This window comes from Streptomyces sp. NPDC020299 (assembly GCF_044387825.1).
Taxonomy (GTDB): domain Bacteria; phylum Actinomycetota; class Actinomycetes; order Streptomycetales; family Streptomycetaceae; genus Streptomyces.
In genome coordinates, this window is sequence record NZ_JBIRWL010000019.1 from 47,877 (window position 1) to 67,116 (window position 19,240).

Sequence of the window (19,240 nt, forward strand, 5' to 3'; positions counted from 1 at the left end):
GCCCCCGACACCGCCGCAGCACCCTCGGCCGGTCACGGCAGCAGCCGCGGCCTCTTCTTCGCCGCCACGTCCTCCACCCAGCCGCACAGCAGGATGAACACCGCGATCAGCACCCAGCCGACGCCGAACATGAACCACTGGCTCTCCAGCGGCAGGTACTTCTCGAAGGCGGGGACGTTCCAGAACTGGTCGATCAGAGGGACGGCGAGGACCAGCGCGATCTCGTGCCAGAGGTAGATCGTGACCGCGCGCGCGTTGAAGACCGTGACCGTCCGGTCCAGGCGCCTGAAGCGGGTGAGCCAGGCGAAGTCGATCCGGAAGTACGCCTTCGCCCACATCAGCAGCATCACGAACCCGGCCGACCAGAAGGCCTGGGCGAGGGGGTTCTCGTCCAGGTCGTACGTGCCGAAGTCGGCCTGGTGCGAGAAGGCGTACCAGCCGCCGTACCCGAGCGCGGCGAACGAGAGCACGACCACCAGGGCAGGTTTCATCCGCTGGAGCACACCGTCGCGGTGGGCGAAGCCGAGGATCCAGCAGAACAGGTACGTGGACAGGTCCCACATCGCGCTGCCCAGCCGGTTGTCCGGGCCGGACCAGACGAAGTCCAGCACCAGGATCGGCGCGAGGGACAGCGCCAGCACCGGGACCGGGGCGAGCCGGAAGACCCGCAGCAGCAGCGGGGAGAGCAGGACGAACCAGAGGTACGTGCGCAGGTACCAGAGGATCTCCCAGGCCTGCTCGCCCCAGGCGTTGCCCGGCGGGTCGCCGAGCGGCACGATCCAGTAGACGATCTGCCAGCCGGGGATCCAGTCGTGGATCAGCATCGCCAGCACCACGAAGAAGCCCCAGAACCAGAAGGGCGGCAGCAGTCTGCGCAGCCGGCTCTTCAGGACCTTGGCCGCGGGACGCTCCAGCGACTTCGCCATCAGGGTGCCGGCCAGGCCGAACATGACCCCCATGGACGGGAAGACCATGCCGCACCAGGCCCAGCCGAAGGTGTGATAGGTGACGACGCGGATGAGGGCGACGGCGCGGAGGGTGTCGAAGTAGCGGTCGCGGCCCGTGGGCCTGAGCCCCGGCTTGGACTTGGATTTGGACTTGGCCCGGGATTTTCTCTCCTCGGCGGCGGACGCCACCACTTCGGGCTCTGGTGCCGGAGCCGCCTCCACCACCGGCAGCGGTGCCGTGGCCTCCGCCACCGTGGCCTCCGCCGCCGCGACCTGCCCGTAGTCCGCATAGTGCTGCTGCGGATACTGCTGCTCCCCGTACTGGTAACCGTCGTACCCCTGCGGATACGGCTGCCCGTACCCCTGCTGCTGCTCCCAGCTCATCAGCCGCTCACCCCCGCCGGCGTCCCGACCTCACCCGTGCGCTTGAGCTTCTGCCAACGCAGCCGGCCGCCGGTGAGGGCGGTGATGCAGGAGTGGATGAGGACGAGGTACATCATCTGCCGGTAGGCCAGCTGTTGCAGCGGCATCATCAGCAGGTAGCGGTACTTCTCCCGGTCCAGACGGAAGGCGTACGCCGCGCACACGAGCTGAACGGCGAGCACCGCGAGCCAGGCGAGCAGCGCGGCCTGGAAGTCGATGAAGATCATCGAGTAGGCGGTGAACACGTCGATGAGCGGGGCGAAGACGGGCGTGACGATCTGGAAGAGCACCACCAGCGGCATCCCGACCCGGCCGAAGCGCCCCGAGGGCCCCCTGTCCGTGAGGGACTTGCGGTGCTTCCACAGCGCCTGCATGGTGCCGTACGACCAGCGGTAGCGCTGCGACCACAGCTGCTTGAGCGAACCGGGCGCCTCCGTCCAGGCCTTGGCGTGCTCCTGATAGACCACCCGCCAGCCCGCGCGGTGCATGGCGATGGTGATGTCGGTGTCCTCGGCGAGGGTGTCCTCGCTCATGCCGCCGACCTCCAGCACCGCGTCCCGGCGGAACGCGCCGATCGCGCCCGGGATGGTGGGCATGCAGCGCAGCAGGTCGTACATGCGCCGGTCCAGGTTGAAGCCCATCACGTACTCGATGTGCTGCCAGGCGCCGATGACCGTGTCGCGGTTGCCGACCTTGGCGTTGCCCGCGACCGCGCCGACCTCCGGGTCGGCGAAGGGCTGCACCAGCTGCCGTACGGTGTCCGCCTCGAAGACGGTGTCGCCGTCCATCATCACGACGATGTCGTGACTGGCGTTGCGGACGCCGTTGTTCAGGGCGGCCGGCTTGCCCGCGTTCTCCTGCCGGATGACCCGGACGTTGCGCATGCCGAGCGACTCGGCCGCGCTGCGCGCGATCTCGGACGTGTCGTCGGTCGAGCCGTCGTCGACGACGATGATCTCGATCGGATGAGTGCTCTGCGCCAGCGACTCCAGGGTGTTGGCGATGCACTCCTTCTCGTTGTACGCCGGGACGATCACGCTCACCGGCCGGGTGACCGTCGGGCCCCAGCTGAAGCGGCGTTTGTTGCGCTGTCTGTAGTGGCGCCGGGCGAGGATCAGCATCATCCCGAAGCGGCCCATGACGGCGACGCCCACGACCATCAGCCCGACCGACAGCGTGGGCACGGTCCACTCGGCGACGGCGACGGCGGCGATGAGGGCCTTGCCCTCGTAGAGGGTCATGCCGGTGGCGGTGCGGTGGGCCGCCTGGAGGCGGGCGGTGGTGCTCGCGGCACCCTGGCCGCCCCGGCCGTTCTCCCCGCCCGGCGCGGTACCGGTGCCGGTACCTGGCCGGCCGCCGGGCTGCCCGCCCGCCGTCTGCCGTTCCGCCGCGTTCTGCTTCTGGACGACACCGCTGATGGTGGTGAAGGTGTAGCCCTTCGCCTTCATCTTCTTGATGTACTGCGGCAGCGCCTTGATGGTCTGCGACCGCTCGCCACCCGCGTCGTGGAAGAGCACGGAGGCACCCTTGGTGCCCGTCGGCGTCGCCCACTTGACGATCTTCGAGACGCCCGGCTTCTTCCAGTCGTCGCTGTCGGTGTCGACGAAGACGCTGGTGTAGCCGTCCTTGCCGAGCTTCTGGTACACGGGCCAGCTGTAGTTGTCGATGGCGTCCGTCTCCGACGAGTACGGCGCGCGGAACAGCGTGGTCGTGATGCCGGCCGCGCCCGCGAGGGCCAACTGCGTCTGCTGCATCTCGCGGTTGACGCGGGCGTCGCTCTGGTACGACAGGTCGACGTGCGTGAAGGTGTGGATGCCGACCTCGTTGCCCTGACCGACCATCGTCTTCACGATGCTCGGGTAGCGGGACACCATCGAGCCGACCAGGAAGAACGTGCCGGGCACGTCGTTCTCCTGGAGGATCTTGAGCACCTGCGGCGTCCAGGTCGGGTTCGGCCCGTCGTCGAAGGTGAGCGCGATGGTCTTGTCCGGCACGGAGACGGTGGCCGCCCGGCCGCCCCGGAAGGTGAGGATCGGGCCGCCGTCGAGGATCTTGTCGGGGACCTTGCTGGAGCTGGCGCCGGTACGCACCCGCTGGTCGCCGCCGACCTCGGCGCGCAGATAGCCGTCGAGCAGCATCACGCAGGTCAGCGCCAGCAGGAGCAGCAGGGCGAGGATGACACGCGGTTTCTGCAGAGCCGCGGCCTTGCCGGCCGCCCGCTCCATACGGGTGGGGGCTCGGCGTCTGCGGCGTGCGGGTGTCGAAGTAGTCATGAGGGTGGCTGCGCTCCCGTCAGTTGGCGGACACGGACGAGGTGGCGGTGGCCGTGGCGGTGGCGGTGGCCGTGGCCCTGGCCGTGGGCGGCGCCGACGGGACGCGGCTGGGCAGGCCGGCCGGGCGGCCGATCCCGCCCTGCGGCTGGTAGCCGCCGGGGGCCTGGCCGCTCCGCCCGCCCGCGAAGGGCAGCAGCGAGGACGGGGTGAGCGAGCTGCCCCAGCCCATGAAGGCCATGACGAGCACGACGGCGTAGCCGGCACAGACGACACCCACGCCGAGGCCGATGCGGCGCAGCACTCTGGACCGACGTCCGGAGTTGTCAACGAACACGGGTCCCTCGGCGGACCCGTTGCCACGTTTGCGACGGCGACCGCGCCCCTCGGCGGTGCTTTCGATGGCAGTCTCGGAATGCATTCCCCGGATATTAGAGACTCTTTATGTGTCCGCACTCCTTCTTCTTGTGAAGTCGCCATGAGAAACGCCTCAACCTGTCGGTTTCCTGAGAGATTCTATGAATACCTGCGCAGCCTCACCTTGGGCGGAAAATACCCGAACACCCCATCTATACAGCCCGATTGGCCCGATTAACGCCCCGCGACCCATGCATTCCCTGTGTATCCTCCGCCGAATTGAACATCGGCTTCGTATGAGACGTTTTCCTTTTGAAGGAGACTTTGTTTCAGTGCTGAGACACACATCACGAGAGCGGGTGCAGAAGCCATGAGGAGTTTCCTGAAGCCGGCGGCCGGGCTCACATGCCTGTTTGCCATGGCAGTCACGGGGTGCTCCTCGGGCTCCGGCGGAACGTCGAAGGCAGCCCCCGCGCCCCCGCAACACAAGGCCGCGAGCACCGGGAGCGCGGCCGCCTCGAGCACCTCCTACGCCCCGTACGTCAGTGCCACGACCGCCTCCGACAACGACTCCGCGGGCTCCCCGTCGACGTACAACCTGGCCTTCGTGATCGCCGACGGCAGCGACTGCGCGCCGAAGTGGAACGACGAGTACGCCATCGGCAACTCTGCGGTGAAGAGCCGGATTTCGCGGCTGAAGCAGGACGGCGCCACGGTACGGGTGTCCTTCGGCGGCGCCTCCGGCAAGGAGCTGGCGGCCACCTGCGACAGCGCGTCGAAGCTGGCCGCCGCCTACACCGAGGCGCTGGACGCGGCGGGCGCCACCGAGGCCGACTTCGACATCGAGGGCGCCGAACTGACCGACTCCGACTCGGTCGCCCTGCGCTCGAAGGCGATCGCCCTGCTGCAGAAGGACCGCGACGACCTCACGGTCTCCTTCACCCTTCCGGTGATGCCCTCCGGGCTGGACGACGACAGCCTGGCGCTGCTGGAGTCCGCGAACGAGTACGACGTCCAGGTCTCGACCGTCAACATCATGACGATGAACTACGGCGAGTCGTACGCCGGCGACATGGGCGACTACGCCCTCACCGCCGCCAGGGCCACCCACACCCAGCTGAAGAAGGTGTTCGGCCTGTCCGACGCGAACGCCTGGCGGGGCATGGCGCTGACCTCGATGATCGGCGTCAACGACGTCGGCAACGAGACGTTCACCCTCTCCGACGCGGCCCAGGTGCGGACGTTCGCCGAGGAGAAGGAGATCGCCTGGGTGTCGATGTGGTCCAGCTTCAGGGACCAGCAGTGCGAGGACGACGACTCCGCGTCCGACGACGCGGCGACCGACTGCAGCGGGGTGAAGCAGAGTTCGGGGGCGTTCGCGAAGGCTTTCGCGGGCTGAGCCGGCGATCCCCGGCACGAGCCGTGATCAGCGACCCCGGTACAGCAGCCGCCCGCCGATCACGGTCGCCACGCAGGTCCCGGCACCACGCCGGACCAGTTCGGCGCGGTCCGCGACGTCGAACACGGCGAATCGGGCGGGACCGCCCGGCACCAGCCTCGGCAGCAGGATCAGCGGGGTCGGGGACAGCGCCGCCGGACCCGGGAGGCGGTCCGGCCGCTGTCCCACCGCGAGCCCGGCCCTGCGCACCGCGTCGGCCACGGCCCGCGACCGCAGCTCCCCGGCCACCGCCACCGTGCCGTGCGCCAGCATCCGCTGCACCCCGCGCCGCGCGCTCGCGCCCAGGCGGGCGGGGTCGGTGCGGAAGATCTCCCGCGCCCGCTCCCCGCCGATGGGCTCGGTACCGAGGGCGTCTGCCTCGCGCGGGTCGGGGTGGTACGTGGCCTCCAGGAGCTCCGGGCCGTACGGGTTCAGCAGTCCCGGTGTCAGGATGCCGGGCCAGCGCCGCACCCTCGCCCGCGGGTGGGCGTCGGCAAGTTCCTGGTACGGGCCGACGGCGGCGACGGACGCCCCGTCGACCAGGACCGCCGCCTCGGGCGACTGCTCGGCGACGTGAAGTGTCAGCACAGCCGCGTCAGTTGGACGCCAGCAGCTTCAGCTCGGGATGGGCGGTGCCGCCCGCGATCGCCGTGGACGAGATGTGCGACATCACCCGCTCGTCGACGGGGTCGTTCGCCGGGTCGTCGTGGACGACGAGGTGCTCGTACGTCGTCGCGCGCTGCGCCGGAACCCGGCCCGCCTTCCTGATGAGGTCGATGATCTCGAGGCGGTTGGAGCGGTGCTTGGCACCGGCCGAGGAGACCACGTTCTCCTCCAGCATGATCGAGCCGAGGTCGTCCGCGCCGTAGTGCAGCGACAGCTGGCCGACCTCCTTGCCGGTGGTCAGCCAGGAGCCCTGGATGTGCTGGACGTTGTCGAGGAAGAGGCGGGCGATCGCGATCATCCGCAGGTACTCGAAGAGGGTGGCCTGGGTGCGGCCCTTGAGGTGGTTGTTCTCGGGCTGGTAGGTGTACGGGATGAACGCCCGGAAGCCGCCCGTGCGGTCCTGGACGTCCCGGATCATCCGCAGGTGCTCGATCCGCTCGGCGTTGGTCTCGCCGGTGCCCATCAGCATGGTCGAGGTGGACTCCACGCCCAGCCGGTGCGCGGCCTCCATGATCTCCAGCCAGCGCTCGCCGCTCTCCTTCAGCGGGGCGATGGCCTTGCGCGGCCGCTCGGGGAGCAGCTCGGCGCCGGCCCCCGCGAAGGAGTCGAGGCCCGCCTCGTGGATGCGGGTGATGGCCTCCTCCACCGAGACGCCGCTGATCCGGGCCATGTGCTCGACTTCGGAGGCGCCCAGCGAGTGGATCACCAGCTGCGGGAAGGCGTCCTTGATGGCCTTGAAGTGCTTCTCGTAGTACTCGACGCCGTAGTCCGGGTGGTGGCCGCCCTGGAACATGATCTGCGTGCCGCCCAGCTCCACGGTCTCCGCGCAGCGGCGCAGGATGTCGTCGAGGTCGCGGGTCCAGCCCTTCGCGGTGTCCTTGGGGGCCGCGTAGAAGGCGCAGAACTTGCACGCCGTGACGCACACGTTCGTGTAGTTGATGTTCCGCTCGATGATGTACGTCGCGATGTGCTCGGTCCCGGCGTACTTGCGGCGGCGTACGGCGTCGGCGGCGGCGCCCAGCGCGTGCAGCGGGGCGTCCCGGTAGAGGGCGAGCGCCTCCTCGGGGGTGATCCGCCCACCGGCGGCGGCACGGTCGAGGACGGACTGAAGGTCGGCCTTCTCGGTCACCGGCGTCCCTTTCGCAAGGTTCACAAGGGTTATGGACGGACCGAACCAGCCTACGTCAGGGCATTCGTCCGGCTCACGTCAGGCCGTGTGCGCGCCGAGACCTCAGGCCGTGTACGCGCCGACCAGGACCCCCGCGAAGGCCCCCGCGATCAGGAACGGCCCGAACGGGATCATCGTCTTGCGGCCCGCCCGCCGCGCGACGACGAGCGCGCCGCCGTACAGCGCTCCGAACAGGAATCCGGCGAAGGTGCCCAGCATCACCGTCGGCCAGCCGTACCAGCCGAGCACCGCCCCCATCCCGAGCGCCAGCTTCACATCGCCGAAGCCCATCGCGCCGGGGTTGACGAGCCACAGCACGAAGTAGCCGGCGCCGAGGGCGAGGGCGCCCAGCAGGGCGGTGAGCCAGTCCCCGGCGTGTTCGGGGACCAGGGCGACCAGTGCGAGCAGCCCGAGGGCGGCCCCCGCGAGCGGCAGTGTCACCGCGTCCGGCAGCCGGTGCACCCGCAGGTCCACCACCGCAAGCAGCACCGCGGGGGGCGCGAGCAGCAGCCAGACGCCGAGCTCGGGCCGGGTGCCGGTGGCGGCGGCGAGGGCGGCGCAGACGACGCCGGTGACGGCGGCGAGCCGCCAGGCACGCGGGCCGTACGACGACTCGGGCCATGTGCATCGCGTGCATCGCGCCCGTCCGATCCACCCCGCGACCGGATGGCCGCCCGGACAGCTCTCCCGCCATTCCTCCTCCGGGGGGACGGAGAAGCGGTAGGCGGCCCGGGGCAGCAGGGTTCCCGTCGCCGCGCCCCACAGCGCGGCGACGGCGATCAGCAGGGCGTCACTCATCCGCGGTCCTGCTATCCGGCCGCCGCGACGCCGTCGCGCCACGTCGGGAGGAGCTCGTCGAGGAGCGCCTCGGTGCGCGGCGGCAGGCCGCGGGCCCCGCTGCGGCCGAGGAGGTCGGCGGCGAGGGAGCTCAGCCGGGCCGGGTCGCCGGTGGCGTGGGTGGCGCGCAGCAGCTCGTTCCACAGGCGCTCGTCGTCCGGGGCGGTCCGCAAGGCCGCGTTCAGGGCCTCGATGGCCTTCTCCGCGCGGTCCTTCTCCAGGTGGAAGGCGGACAGCGCGAGGCCGATGTCGGCGACCAGCAGCGGGAGCCGGGCGTCGATGATCTCGTGGGTGAGCCAGCGGTAGCGGCCCTCGGGCCGGTCGGCGAGCAGCGGTCCGCGGACCAGCACCAGCGCGTCGGTGAGCAGCCGTCCCCGTACCGCCCGGCTGTCGACGCCCTTGCCCTGCGTGGCCTCGTGGTAGAGGGAACGCAGGACGTCCAGGTCGGAGACGACGGACTTGGCGAGCGTGAGCCGTCCGGTGTCGTCGGCGCGGAGCCGGGGGCTGCCGTCCGGTTCGGTGCCGAGCCAGGCGCGCAGCCGCTCCATGAGCGCGTCCCGCACGTCGTCCGTGACCCCGCGCGGCCACAACGCGGAGGCCAGCACGCGTGGGTGGACGCCCTCGCGGTGCAGGAGCAGCAGAGCGAGTGCCTCGTGCAGCAGGGCGCTGCGGTCGCCCTCCGGGGTGTCGAGGCCGATGATCTCGTACGAACCGACCAGACGCGCGTACACCGCCGGCCGCCCCTGCTCGCTGATGTCGACGAGGAACGGCGGGGTGGTGGTCGGCCCGTCCGGGTCGCGCTCGGGGTCGGCCTCGACGAACAGCTCGACGACCGCGTGCCGCTGGGCGGCGGGCAGCAGCTGGGCGTCGAGTTCGAGGCCGAGCAGCGGGGCGAGCAGCTTGCCCTGGGCGGTGATCTCCATCTCCCAGGCGGCGCCGGGCAGGTCGCCGGTCTCGGTGCCGACCAGGTAGCCGATGCCGAGACGGCCGGCGTCGGCGGCGAGTTCGGCGAGTTTGACGGCGTCCTCGGCGGCGGGCTGGGCGGCGAGCAGGACGAGGTGGGGGGCCCAACGGGTGTGCTGGGCGGGCCCGGTGCGGCCGGTGAGCACGGAGTCGTGTCCGGCGGCGCCCAGGGCGCCCCGGCGCTGCCGGGTCTCGGCCTCCATGGTCTCGATCAGCGCTTCGATGCCGTCGAGGTGGCGCAGCCGGTTGGGGGCGAGCGCGGTGAGGTCCTCGCCGAAACCGACGAGGGTGATGGTCATACGGTCCGACCAGCCGTTGGTGGCGAGTTCGGCGGCGACGGAGGCGAACAGGGCGGCCCGGTCGGCCTCGCGCCCGCTCAGCGAGACGATGCCGGGCACCGCCTCCAGGTTGAGCAGCAGCCGCGAGTCGTCCATGGTGCCGAGGCTGACGAGGCCCGGGTAGGGCGCGGCGGTGTCGACGTCCTCGTACCGCTCGGCGTCGGTGCGGGACAGCATCCAGAACGTCTGGTCCTGCCCGAGCCGCCACGGTGCCGGCGGCTTCCCGGCCGGCTGGGCGAGCTGGAGGTGCAGGTCGCCGTTGCTGAGCCAGGCGGCGTAGACGACGGGCAGCGCGCGCGACTCGGCGGCGAGGGAGGCGGCGAGCCCGCGCAGCGACCGGTCCAGCAGCCGTACGCCGTCGGGGTCGGCGCCGACCAGCAGCGCGTCCTGGACGTCCTGGGCGTCCCCCGTCGGCGTCGGCGGCTCCATGCCGCGCCGCCCGCCGACGGCACCGAGCGCCGACTGCCACAGCGCCTGCCGGCGCCGGCGGCCGAGGGCACCGAGGAGACCGGCGGCGAGGAGGGGGGCGCCGAGGAGTGCCTCGGGGAGGCCGAAGCCGTTGTCGTGGGAGGTGCCGTGGGAGGTGCCGTGGGCGGCCGGGGTCGCGGGGGCGGGCTGCTCCTGCCGGTCCGCGCTGCCGTCCGGGGCGGGCCGCTGCTGCGGCAGGGCGACGTGCGAGGAGCCCTCGTGCTGCCCCTGGGCGTGCTCCCCGGACTTGGCGTAGTCGTGGATCTGCTGCCGCACCTCATGGGAGACATGCGTGTCGGGGTTCTCGACGAGCTCGCCGCCGTGGGCGTCGCCGGGCATCTCCATGATCCAGCCGGGCCGGATGAGGCTGGCCTCGGACAGCCGCGAACCGTCCGGCTGGACACGGTCCTTGTTGAGCTCGTAGATCTCCTTGTACCGGCGCCCGTCGCCGAGGTGCCGCTGGGCTATCTCCCACAGGGAGTCGTGGTGACGCCCCTCCGGCGGCTGGATCCGGTAGTACTTCGTCGCACCGGCCTTGGCGGCGCTGTTGCCGGCATCCGCCTGGGCCGCGGCGTGCGAGGCCTGTTCGGCGACGGCGGCCGCGGCGCTCGCCGCCTGCTCCTGCGGCTGCGTGAACAGGCTGCCCGGCGTCTGCTGGGCCGCGGCGACCGTCCCCTTCTGGTTGCCCTCCAGGCCGTGCCCGAGCTGCGACAGCCCCGGCGTGAGGCTGGCCGCCGTGGCGCCGACGAGCAGCAGCGCGGCGACGAGCTGACGGGCGAGCAGCTGGCTGGGCCCGGCACCGGGCACCCGGCCGGGCAGCCCGACACCGGAGAACGCGGCCTTGACCTCGACGAGCACGCACGCGGTGAACTGCGCCCAGGCCAGCCAGACGATGACCGTGAGCACGTGCAGGAACGTCTGGACCGTGATCTCCTGCTGGAGCCAGTCGAGCGACGGCGCCCCGTGCGGCAGCGGCCACCCCACCTGGACGGCCAACGCCCCCGGCACACCGACGACCAGCGCAAGCAGCGCCACGAACGCCAGGAACGCCTTCACGAAGTCCGCGAACGTACGCTGCCGCACACGCACCGGCTGCGGCGTCCGGTTCCGCGGACTCGACGGCCCCCCGCTGGGGCTTCCCGTCGAGCTTGATGTGCTGCGTCGCGCCATGGCGGGTGTCCTGGGTGGTGTGTGGAGGGAGTCGGTCTGGGGGGTGGGCTGAGCCTACCGAGATCCTATTGACTGGGACTGACACGGGCGACGCCCGGAGGGGAAACGGACGCCGCGGCCACCACCCCCACACAATCCCCCGCAACCGCTCAAGTGACTGTCATACGCCCCTGATAGCTTCGTTTCCTGCTGCATACGCCGAACTCGGGGGAGACTCAACCGTGGCCCGCCGCACCCTGACCCTGACCACCTTGACGACGACCGCGACCCTGCTGCTGACCGCCTGCGGCGGAAGCGGCGGCGGCAAGACGGACGACATCAAGGGCGCGGACACGGGGTCGAAGAGCCCGTCGGCCGCCGCGTCGGCATCGGCGCCGTCCGGCGTCAAGCGTCCGGAGATCACGCTGCCGAGTGATTTCCAGCTCACGTTCGCGAACTGGACGAGCAGCGATCCGGTGAAGCAGGCGGTGCTCGACGACGCGAAGGAAGAACTCCGGGCGGGGTACGCGGCGATCATCGCGAACAACCCCGACAACAAGGCCGTCGCCTTCTACGACACCGAAGCGGTCATCGGGCAGACCAAGTCGTGGATCAAGTCCTACACGGACAAGAACGTCACCGTCATCGGCGAACTGCCCGCCTTCGACCCCAAGGTCAGCCTGGCCAAGACCGGGAGAGGCGCGTCCCTCAGCTACTGCACGGACGAGAGCAAGGCGTACACGAAGAACCGTAGGACCAGCAAGGTCCAGGCGAATCCGGCGGGCACGAACCCCCACGTCCTCTATGCGGTCTCGCTGGCGAAGAACCCGCAGGGCGTGTGGCAGAACGCGGGCGTGCACTCGGAGCGGGGCGGGTGCTCCCAGTGAGGGCGCCGTACCGGGCAATTCCCGTGATCGCCACGTCACTTGTCGTGGCTCTGCTGAGCCCCGCACCCGCCATCGCGTTCGGAGGCTCCGACACGCGTGGGCAGTCCAAGGGCAACGAACTGTCCGCCTCCGCAGGCCGATCCCGCATCAAGGTCACCCAAGTCAGCGGCCCCACCGGCGGCAAGCGGGGCACCGTATCCGCGACGGACGTGAACTGGAAGCCGCCGCCGTGCTGGTACGAGCCGGTCTTCTCCCCCGCGCAGCTGAAGGACTTCTCGGAGCACAACGGCGACGGCGACGTCGGCCTGCGCGACGGGTGGTACGGATCGAAGCTCTGGACCGACCACTTCAAGGACGGGAAGGACGCGAGCAGCATCTTCACCACCCCGTCCACCGTGAAGGGGTACAAGAACTACAACCTCGGCAAGCACGGCTACTTCTGGCGCGGAGTCGCCCCGGACCTCTACAACCTCGACGACACGTCACTGTGCACCCGGCTCATGTTCTGGGTCGACGCCGGCAAGATCCCGAACATACCCGCCGCCCCCACGCCGAAGACCCTCGCCGAGTACGCCTACAACAAGATCAAGGTCCCCAGCACCTCGATCGAGCTGAAGCCGACGACCAAGTCCACCGTCAACCTCCCCACCTGGGTGTGGCTGGACAAGGGCACCTTCAAGGAAGTCAAGGTCCGCGCGGAACTCCCCGACACCGGCCTCTGGGCGGAGACCACCGCCAAGCCGGTCGCCCTCCACCTCGACCCGGGCACGTCGGACGCCGAGACCACCCCCTCCTCGGGCAACTGCAAGATCAACGACGACGGCTCGATCGGCACCCCGTACCAGCCGGGCGACGGCGACAAGACCCCGCCCTGCGGCCTCACTTACCTCCGCGCCTCCAACGGCTCCCCGTACCAGCTGAAGGCGAGCATCACCTGGCAGATCTCCTGGAAGGGCTCCGACGGCTCGGGCGGCGACCTCCCCGACGGCGTCTTCGAGACCACGCAGGACATGAACGTCCAGGAGATCCAGTCGGTGAACCGCTGACGCGGCGGCGTCTGCGTCTCGCACAAGCAAGAACCCCCCGTCCCTGGAGCCCCAGGGACGGGGGGTTCTCTTCGGAGCGCCGGGCAGGCCTTGCACCTGCATCTCCCCGCAGGAAGCGGGACGTCTTTCCTTGGACCACCAACGCACTGAGCCCTGCCCGCTCTTCGGCGGCGAGCTCAAGATCCATCGTACAGCACCGCACCGTCCTCCCCCAACCGCCGACGCGAAGCTCTTACGCGGCGGCGGCCACTTCGCACCACACGTACTTTCCGGCGTGGCCGTTCCTCGACAGGGGGTTCCAGCCCCACAGGTCGGCGCAGGCCCGCACCAGGCCGAGGCCGCGGCCCTCCTCCGCCTCCAGTTCCGTCAAGGCGGCCAGCGACAGCGGGGGGTGGGGTGGTCTGGGGTCCGCGTCCCATGCGCCGATCCGCAGTACGCCGTCCCGCCAGCCCAGTCTGAGTGCGGCCGGCCCCTTGGTGTGTTGTACGGCGTTCGCGACCAGCTCCGTCGCGAGCAGCTCGGCAATGTCCGTCAGGCGGATCAGGCCGTGGATCGTCAGGATCAGGCGGAGGGTGCGGCGGCAGACGGTGACCGCTCTGACGTCGTGGGGGATGTGGAGGGTGTACTCCCAGGGTTCGGGAGCGGTTTCGGGCATGCGTTATCTCCGTTTCTGCATGGGGGTTGGAGATGGCGACGTCTCGCAGCGTGTACGTCGCGTCACCGACAGTAGGGCCACAATTTGTGACGCTGCAAGTCGTTACCGTAATCTTCACCTCGAACGAGGCGCTGCCATCGGGCAGTCGAGGGGGAAGCAATGCCGCGTAGACAGCAACCCACCGCACGTCAGGAGCGCCTGGGCGCCGAGCTGCGAAAGCTTCGCGAGGCCGCCGGGCTCAAGGGGCGCGACGCTGCCGCGCTGCTCGGCACGGACTCGGCGCAGATCAGTCAGATCGAGTTCGGTACGGCCGGGGTGAGCGAGGAGCGCGTACGAAGGCTCGCGGCCCATTACTCCTGCACGGACGACGCGTTGATCGCGGGGCTGGTGGCGATGGCCACCGACCGCACACGCGGTTGGTGGGAGGATTTCCGGGGGCTGCTGCCGACATCGTTCTTGGACCTCGCCGAGTTGGAGCACCACGCCACCTACCGGTACGACATCGAGTTCCTCACCGTCCCTGGGCTTCTCCAGACGGAGGACTACGCCCGCGCCGTCTTCTCCTACCGGGTCCCGGAACTTCCCAAGGAGGACACGGAACTGCGCGTACGGCATCGCATGCAGCGGAGGACCGTTCTTGAGGGCGCTGATCCGATCCCGTACGAAGCCGTGATCCACGAGGCCGCGCTGCGCATCAGGGTCGGCGACCGCGCCGCCGCGCGCGCTCAGCTCGTCCATGTCCTGCGGCTCTCCGAGGCGGATCACATCACCGTCAGGGTGATCCCCTTCGACCTCGACAGCTTCGGCGGAGCGTGGAGCGCCATGATGTACGTGGGTGGAGCTGTGCCGCAGCTGGACACCGCCGTGCGCGACGCTCCTCACGGAACGGCCCTGATCGACTCCGAAGCCCAACTCGGCGCGTTCCGAGGGCTTTTCCGTAAGGTGGAGGCCGTGTCACTCGACCCCGCTCGTTCGCGTGACTTCATCCACAAGCTGGCGAAGGAACTGTGAGGCGCACTGTGGCCACCCCCATCAACTGGCAGAAGTCGTCCTACTCCGGCGGTGGCGACGGAAACAACTGCCTCGAACTCGCGACCACGGACGACACCCTCCTGCTCCGAGAAAGCGACGAACCCGCAGCCGTGCTCACGACGTCCCGCCCCCCGATCGCCGCCCTCATAGGCCACCTGCGCAAGCAATAGGTGACCGTCACACCGTCAACGTCCCCGCAATGTCGTCCCCCATCTTCTCCACCGGCTCGTCCAGCACCGCCTCCGTCCACGACAGCATCAGCGTGAGCGCCGTGCGCATGCCGTCCGGGCGGACGCCGTAGAAGAGGGAGCGGACCACCGGGCGGGGGCCCAGCAACCGCTTCTTGTCGGCGATGAAGTTCTGGCGGATGCGGACGGCGTCGCCGAGGGGGAGGCGGAGCTCGCGGATGTCCGGGGCGCCGAAGTCCTTGGCCGTCATACGTTCGGCCAGGAGCGCGAGGCTGACCTCTGGGTACTCCGCGTCGGGGTGGATCGCGTCGAGTTCGAGGCCGGCCGCCATGAAGTCGTAGCCGCTCAGGTAGAGGCCGAAGGCGCCCAGCGGGGCGCGGGTGCGGCTGTCCGCCGCCGCGCGCTTCAGGCTTCGGGCCAACACGCGGGCGTCCCCCTTCTTGCCCTCCCGCGCGTACCTGGCGACCAGTTCTTCCGCCTGGTTGCGGGCCCAGTAGTCGAGGGGCACGGTGTCGGTGACCGGGAACGGTACCCAATCCTCCGAGCATTCCAGGCCGAGGTTCGAAAGGTCGTCGGCGGCGTCGTCGTCCGTCATCTGTTTCCTCATTCCGTCCAGGTCAGCGAGCCCGCGACCGCGTCGAAGAGTTCCGCCATCGCGTCCGCTATGGGTTCCAGGGGCGTGGAGAAGGTGAGCAGCAGGAACGCCGTCGTGCCGGGGACGGGGACGTGGTACTCGACGGAGAGCGAGCGGTGTGACCCGTTCGGGGCGGCATCGGTGTCCCGTTCCCGTTCCGGTTTCGGCTGGGTCGTGAGCCGGCGTACGCGTACCGCCTCTCCCGCCGGTAGCTCCTCGATGCTCACCGTCGCCTCGCCGCCGTCGGCCGCCAGCGCCTCGGCCAGCGCCTGTGCCGGGAGCGGCCCCGGGTGCTGGAGCGGGGCGAGGGTGACCAGCAGGGACGCGGGGATGGTGAACGGGCCGACCTGCTGGAGGCTGAGGTACAGCTCGATGCCTCCGCTACGGGCCGCCTTCGCCGAGCGGCGGCGCAGGTCCTTGCGGAGGTCGTCCTTGAGGTGGGGCGCGTTGTCGATGCCCTCGAACTGGCGCTCCACCAGCGCGTCGATGGACCGCTCCCGCTCCTCGGAGGGATCCAAGACGATGCGGAACCAGCCGTCCGGCAGTAGCAGGCGGTAGTCACGGGGAGGGGCGGGTTCCCTGGGGGCGGTGGTCATGCGGCTTGCTCCGTGCGGGTGCGGGCCTCGGCCGTCGGGCGGTCCAGGCGGGTGCGGCTGGTGAGTTGGTGGAGGGCGTACGGCGTCGCCTGGAGTACGGCTCCCAGGGCGCCCAGAATCATCACGGCCACCCCCGCCCCCGGATGTGCGTCCTCGATCCGTACCCCCCACGTCAGGGAGAAGAAGGAGCCCAGCGCCATCACCGCCGTGGACGACACCCCGGCGATCGTGCTCGGGAAGCGGGAGACGGCGCGTGCCGTGCTCGGCGAGTCGGGGACGGGGCGGGAGCCCAGTACCGGTGTCTTGGGCCACCTGCCCTTGCTGCTCAGGCTGCGCTCGGACACGCGCAGGCGGCTGGACCGACGCAGCCGGGACCAGCCGTCCGCGCCGCCCTCGCCCCCGAACCAGGCTTGCCAGGGGAGCACCGCGCGCACCTGGTCTTCGGGACCCCGGAGTTCGGCCCCGATGGGCGTCCCGGCGCGATCGCGGACGAGGGTCAGGGACGTCAGGGCGTGCGGACCGGCCAGTGGGAACCAGTACTCCTGTCCGCCCAGGTCCCGGAGGACCAGGTCTCTTTCCTGTACGCGTAGTTCGGCGCGTTCGCGGAAGCGGACCGTGGCGCCCGTGTCCTCGGCGGGCGCCGGCCCGATCCGCTCCCGTACGGCCGGGTCGTACCGCCGCAGCCGGAACCGCGTCCACGCACGCAGCGCCAGCCGTGTCACCGGGGCGGCGAACGCCGCGACGGCGGACACCAGGACGAGGCCCGGCCGCTCGGAACCGGAGAAGACGATCAGTGTGAAGGTCACGAACCAGATGGCTCCGGCCAGCAGCCGCGTCGTCCAGTACCAGGAGGGAAAGGCCCTTCCCGGGCCGAGGTTCCGGGCCCTGTCGGCACGTCCCCATCCGCGGCCCGGCGCCGGCGGAGCGACCCGCGGGTCCTGCCAGTCCCGTACGACATCGATCGGGATCCCCGCCGACCTCAGCAGGTACGTCACTCCCGTGCGGGCCAGCAACTGCTCCCCCTGCACCGACCGTTTCGGCAGTACGGGGGATTCCGGAAGCCAGTCCTCGATGGCGAACCGGCCGATCAGCGCACCGGCCGCGTCCTGGAGCTGGACCTCGCCCCAGGAGCCGGAGATTTGCGGACCCATCCGCTCGCCCCGGTCCTGGCCGGCCGTGTCGATGAACACCGCTCGGGCGATTCCGGCCAGGCGGAGGGTCCGTGTGCGGGTGCGCAGCACCAGTTCGCCGTTCTCGGCGTAGAGGCGGGAGCGGTGGCACAGTTCCAGGCCGGGGCCGCGCGAGCCCGCGGGTCTGAGGGCGAGGGGGGGCTCGGAAGTCATCCGGTGGCCTTGTCGTAGAGAGACGTCACTGTGCCGTACGCCCCCTCCGCGCCTGCCACGACCCCCGTCGCCGTGGCGCCCGCCCACACGTTGGTCTGGCCGGAGAAGTTGCTCATCGCCCGGCCGACGTCCGGCATGTCCTTCGCGGCCTGGGAGATGCCGTCCAACTCAGCGGCCGAACGGGCCAGTTCTGGGTCCAGGGTGCCCGCCGAGCGCGGCGCGGCCAGGCCCTTGGCACCGTCGCGCCACGCCTGCCCGGAGAACGCCTTCCCGATGGACTTCACGCCGTCGGCGGTGTCCCGGTAGATGGCGACGGGGCTGACGCCTTCCCTGAGGTTGCTCCAGGTGAAGACCTTTCCCTTCGGCATGTTCGCCAGCGCCTCGGCCGCCTGCCTGCCCCGTACCGACCCCTGGGCCCCGGCGTCGGCGATCTTCCACGCCTTGTTGGTCTTGGCACCGGCGGCCACGGCCTCCCGGTACAGGTTGCCGCGCGCCAGCGCCTTGGTGCCCGCGGCCGCTCCCCTCGCCCCGGACATCGCCGCCCGCCCGATCCCGAACGTCGCGAGGCCCACCGCGTCCAGGATGACCGACTTCCAGCTGCCCTCGCCGCCGAGCGCGAGCACCAGGTCGGTCGCGAACGCGACGACGCTCGCCGCCAGGGCGACCGCGTTGGCGACGGCGGCGATGGCCTGCCCGATGACCGGGATCCAGCCGAGTGCGAGGGCCGCCACGCCCGCCCAGAGGGCGATACGGCCCGCCCATTTGGATATCTGGGTCAGCCAACCCGCGTTCTCGTGAACCCAGTTCTTGAACTTGTCCGTCCACCCGTCCTTGAGGCCGTCGCCCTCGATGACGTCGTGAATGGCGTCGGCGGCCAGCCCGGCGGCCCGGTCGCGGATGCCCTTCGCGGCTTCCAGCGCGTCCTTGGCGGCGGACAGCGCGGAGGAGGCCTGCTCCTTCTGGTGCTGGTACTTCTTGGTGTCCGGGTCGTCCTTCGGGGTGTCGTGGCGCTGGCCGTCCAGTGCCTTCTGGGCGGAGCCGAGGTCGCCGTGCGCGGCCTCCGCGTCCTGGAGCGCCTTGTCGGCCATCTGCTGGGCACGGTGCAGTTCGGAGGCGTACTCGTTGCTGCACACCCCGTCCCGTACCTGGGTGCCGAGGGCTGCCGCGGCCTCGTCGTACCGCTTGAACGCCTTGCGCAGCTTGTCGCCCGCGCCCTCGGCGGCACCGCGGAACTCGGTGGCGGTCTTGCCCTTCCAGTTCTCCACCGAGGCCAGCGCCTTGATCTCGCGGGCCTCCTTCTCGATGGCCTCGGCAGTCCTGCGCAACTGGCGTCCGAGGGCGGCCACTTCCTCCGGGTCGCCGGGGACCGGGTCCGAGGTCTCGTCGAGCACCGCCCAGCGGGCAGCGGCGGGGCGGGCGTTCACTTCTCCGCTCCCTTGCCTGCCTTGTCGGCCTTCCTGAGGGCCTCGGCGAGTTCGTGGTCGAGTTTCTCGTACGAGTCCGCCGCCGTCTTGGTGATCCCGGCGAGCTTCTCCAGCTCCTCGGTGAGTTTCCCGCGGTGGATCTTCCAGTTGCTGCCGAACTTCTCGAAGGCGTCCAGCAGTTTCTGCGAGCCGATCTCGGAGACGCTGTACCCTTCGGCCGGGTTGGCCCGCTCGGCGAAGGTGTCCTTGATACGGGTCAGGGCCCTGGAGCAGTCCCTGATCCGGTCGATGTCCGCCTGCTGATCACTCACGCGTACGTCTCCCCCGTCCCCCGTGCCGTGTCACCGGGCGCAGCATCCGTTTCCGGCCATCAGACCGGTCAGCCTGCCGGGGTCGGGTAAGGGACGGGGG

Annotated in this window: 18 protein-coding genes; 5 read left to right on the forward strand and 13 right to left on the reverse strand. The window is 70.4% G+C overall.

Features of this window, described 5'->3' with window-relative positions:
* Positions 1 to 32 precede the first annotated feature (32 nt).
* Genes ACH45E_RS36320 through ACH45E_RS36330 form a run of 3 tightly spaced genes read right to left on the reverse strand, consistent with a single transcriptional unit; the run spans position 33 to position 3,977 of the window.
* Positions 33 to 1,331: an acyltransferase gene (locus ACH45E_RS36320; protein ID WP_361449626.1), complete on the reverse strand. Its 1,299-nt coding sequence runs from the start codon at positions 1,329 to 1,331 to the stop codon at positions 33 to 35.
* Positions 1,331 to 3,643 (reverse strand): glycosyltransferase, encoded by a 2,313-nt coding sequence (locus tag ACH45E_RS36325; RefSeq protein ID WP_361449623.1) that lies wholly within the window; start codon positions 3,641 to 3,643, stop codon positions 1,331 to 1,333. The genes ACH45E_RS36320 and ACH45E_RS36325 overlap by 1 nt, the downstream gene beginning before the upstream one ends.
* A gap of 19 nt (positions 3,644 to 3,662) precedes the next feature.
* Positions 3,663 to 3,977, reverse strand: coding sequence for a hypothetical protein (locus ACH45E_RS36330; RefSeq protein ID WP_361449620.1), 315 nt, complete (start codon positions 3,975 to 3,977; stop codon positions 3,663 to 3,665).
* Positions 3,978 to 4,367: 390 nt separating this feature from the next.
* On the opposite strand from ACH45E_RS36330, the gene ACH45E_RS36335 reads away from it, so the two are divergent.
* A complete protein-coding gene (locus tag ACH45E_RS36335; RefSeq protein ID WP_361449617.1) occupies positions 4,368 to 5,396 on the forward strand; it encodes a chitinase in 1,029 nt (342 codons plus the stop codon).
* 27 nt (positions 5,397 to 5,423) lie between these two features.
* Here ACH45E_RS36335 and ACH45E_RS36340 read toward each other — a convergent pair whose 3' ends face one another.
* The 4 genes from ACH45E_RS36340 to ACH45E_RS36355 form a co-directional block, all read right to left on the reverse strand.
* On the reverse strand, positions 5,424 to 6,023 hold the full coding sequence (locus ACH45E_RS36340) for an imidazolonepropionase-like domain-containing protein (RefSeq protein ID WP_361449614.1): 600 nt from the start codon (positions 6,021 to 6,023) through the stop codon (positions 5,424 to 5,426).
* A gap of 7 nt (positions 6,024 to 6,030) precedes the next feature.
* On the reverse strand, positions 6,031 to 7,230 hold the full coding sequence (gene mqnC, locus ACH45E_RS36345; protein ID WP_361449611.1) for a cyclic dehypoxanthinyl futalosine synthase: 1,200 nt from the start codon (positions 7,228 to 7,230) through the stop codon (positions 6,031 to 6,033).
* A gap of 102 nt (positions 7,231 to 7,332) precedes the next feature.
* On the reverse strand, positions 7,333 to 8,067 hold the full coding sequence (locus tag ACH45E_RS36350; protein WP_361449608.1) for an A24 family peptidase: 735 nt from the start codon (positions 8,065 to 8,067) through the stop codon (positions 7,333 to 7,335).
* Between the two features lie 11 nt (positions 8,068 to 8,078).
* Complete coding sequence (locus ACH45E_RS36355) at positions 8,079 to 11,045, reverse strand: BTAD domain-containing putative transcriptional regulator (protein WP_361449605.1); 2,967 nt, start codon at positions 11,043 to 11,045, stop codon at positions 8,079 to 8,081.
* A gap of 221 nt (positions 11,046 to 11,266) precedes the next feature.
* Here ACH45E_RS36355 and ACH45E_RS36360 point away from each other — a divergent pair, with 221 nt between their 5' ends.
* Positions 11,267 to 11,911: a hypothetical protein gene (locus ACH45E_RS36360; protein ID WP_361449602.1), complete on the forward strand. Its 645-nt coding sequence runs from the start codon at positions 11,267 to 11,269 to the stop codon at positions 11,909 to 11,911.
* Positions 11,912 to 11,964: 53 nt separating this feature from the next.
* Positions 11,965 to 12,957 carry a hypothetical protein gene (locus ACH45E_RS36365; protein ID WP_399042341.1) on the forward strand — a complete coding sequence of 331 codons (993 nt, stop codon included), beginning with the start codon at positions 11,965 to 11,967 and terminating at the stop codon, positions 12,955 to 12,957.
* Between the two features lie 232 nt (positions 12,958 to 13,189).
* Here the strand turns inward: ACH45E_RS36365 and ACH45E_RS36370 are convergent, their stop codons facing one another.
* A complete protein-coding gene (locus ACH45E_RS36370; RefSeq protein ID WP_361449596.1) occupies positions 13,190 to 13,612 on the reverse strand; it encodes an ATP-binding protein in 423 nt (140 codons plus the stop codon).
* Between the two features lie 159 nt (positions 13,613 to 13,771).
* On the opposite strand from ACH45E_RS36370, the gene ACH45E_RS36375 reads away from it, so the two are divergent.
* Positions 13,772 to 14,623, forward strand: a complete 852-nt coding sequence (locus ACH45E_RS36375; RefSeq protein WP_361449593.1) for a helix-turn-helix transcriptional regulator — start codon at positions 13,772 to 13,774, stop codon at positions 14,621 to 14,623.
* Positions 14,624 to 14,631: 8 nt separating this feature from the next.
* A complete protein-coding gene (locus tag ACH45E_RS36380; protein WP_361449590.1) occupies positions 14,632 to 14,814 on the forward strand; it encodes a DUF397 domain-containing protein in 183 nt (60 codons plus the stop codon).
* Between the two features lie 7 nt (positions 14,815 to 14,821).
* Here the strand turns inward: ACH45E_RS36380 and ACH45E_RS36385 are convergent, their stop codons facing one another.
* From ACH45E_RS36385 to ACH45E_RS36405, 5 genes are read right to left on the reverse strand one after another with little or no spacing between them, the layout of a single operon-like run.
* Positions 14,822 to 15,427 (reverse strand): hypothetical protein, encoded by a 606-nt coding sequence (locus ACH45E_RS36385; protein WP_361449587.1) that lies wholly within the window; start codon positions 15,425 to 15,427, stop codon positions 14,822 to 14,824.
* A gap of 8 nt (positions 15,428 to 15,435) precedes the next feature.
* Entirely contained in the window at positions 15,436 to 16,062 is a 627-nt protein-coding gene (locus ACH45E_RS36390) for a hypothetical protein (protein WP_361449584.1), read from the reverse strand.
* The gene (locus ACH45E_RS36395; protein ID WP_361449581.1) at positions 16,059 to 17,405 is read right to left on the reverse strand and encodes a hypothetical protein; all 1,347 of its coding nucleotides are present in this window, start codon (positions 17,403 to 17,405) and stop codon (positions 16,059 to 16,061) included. The genes ACH45E_RS36390 and ACH45E_RS36395 overlap by 4 nt, the downstream gene beginning before the upstream one ends.
* A complete protein-coding gene (locus tag ACH45E_RS36400; RefSeq protein WP_361449578.1) occupies positions 17,402 to 18,829 on the reverse strand; it encodes a hypothetical protein in 1,428 nt (475 codons plus the stop codon). The genes ACH45E_RS36395 and ACH45E_RS36400 overlap by 4 nt, the downstream gene beginning before the upstream one ends.
* Entirely contained in the window at positions 18,826 to 19,140 is a 315-nt protein-coding gene (locus ACH45E_RS36405) for a hypothetical protein (protein WP_361449575.1), read from the reverse strand. The genes ACH45E_RS36400 and ACH45E_RS36405 overlap by 4 nt, the downstream gene beginning before the upstream one ends.
* Positions 19,141 to 19,240 lie beyond the last annotated feature (100 nt).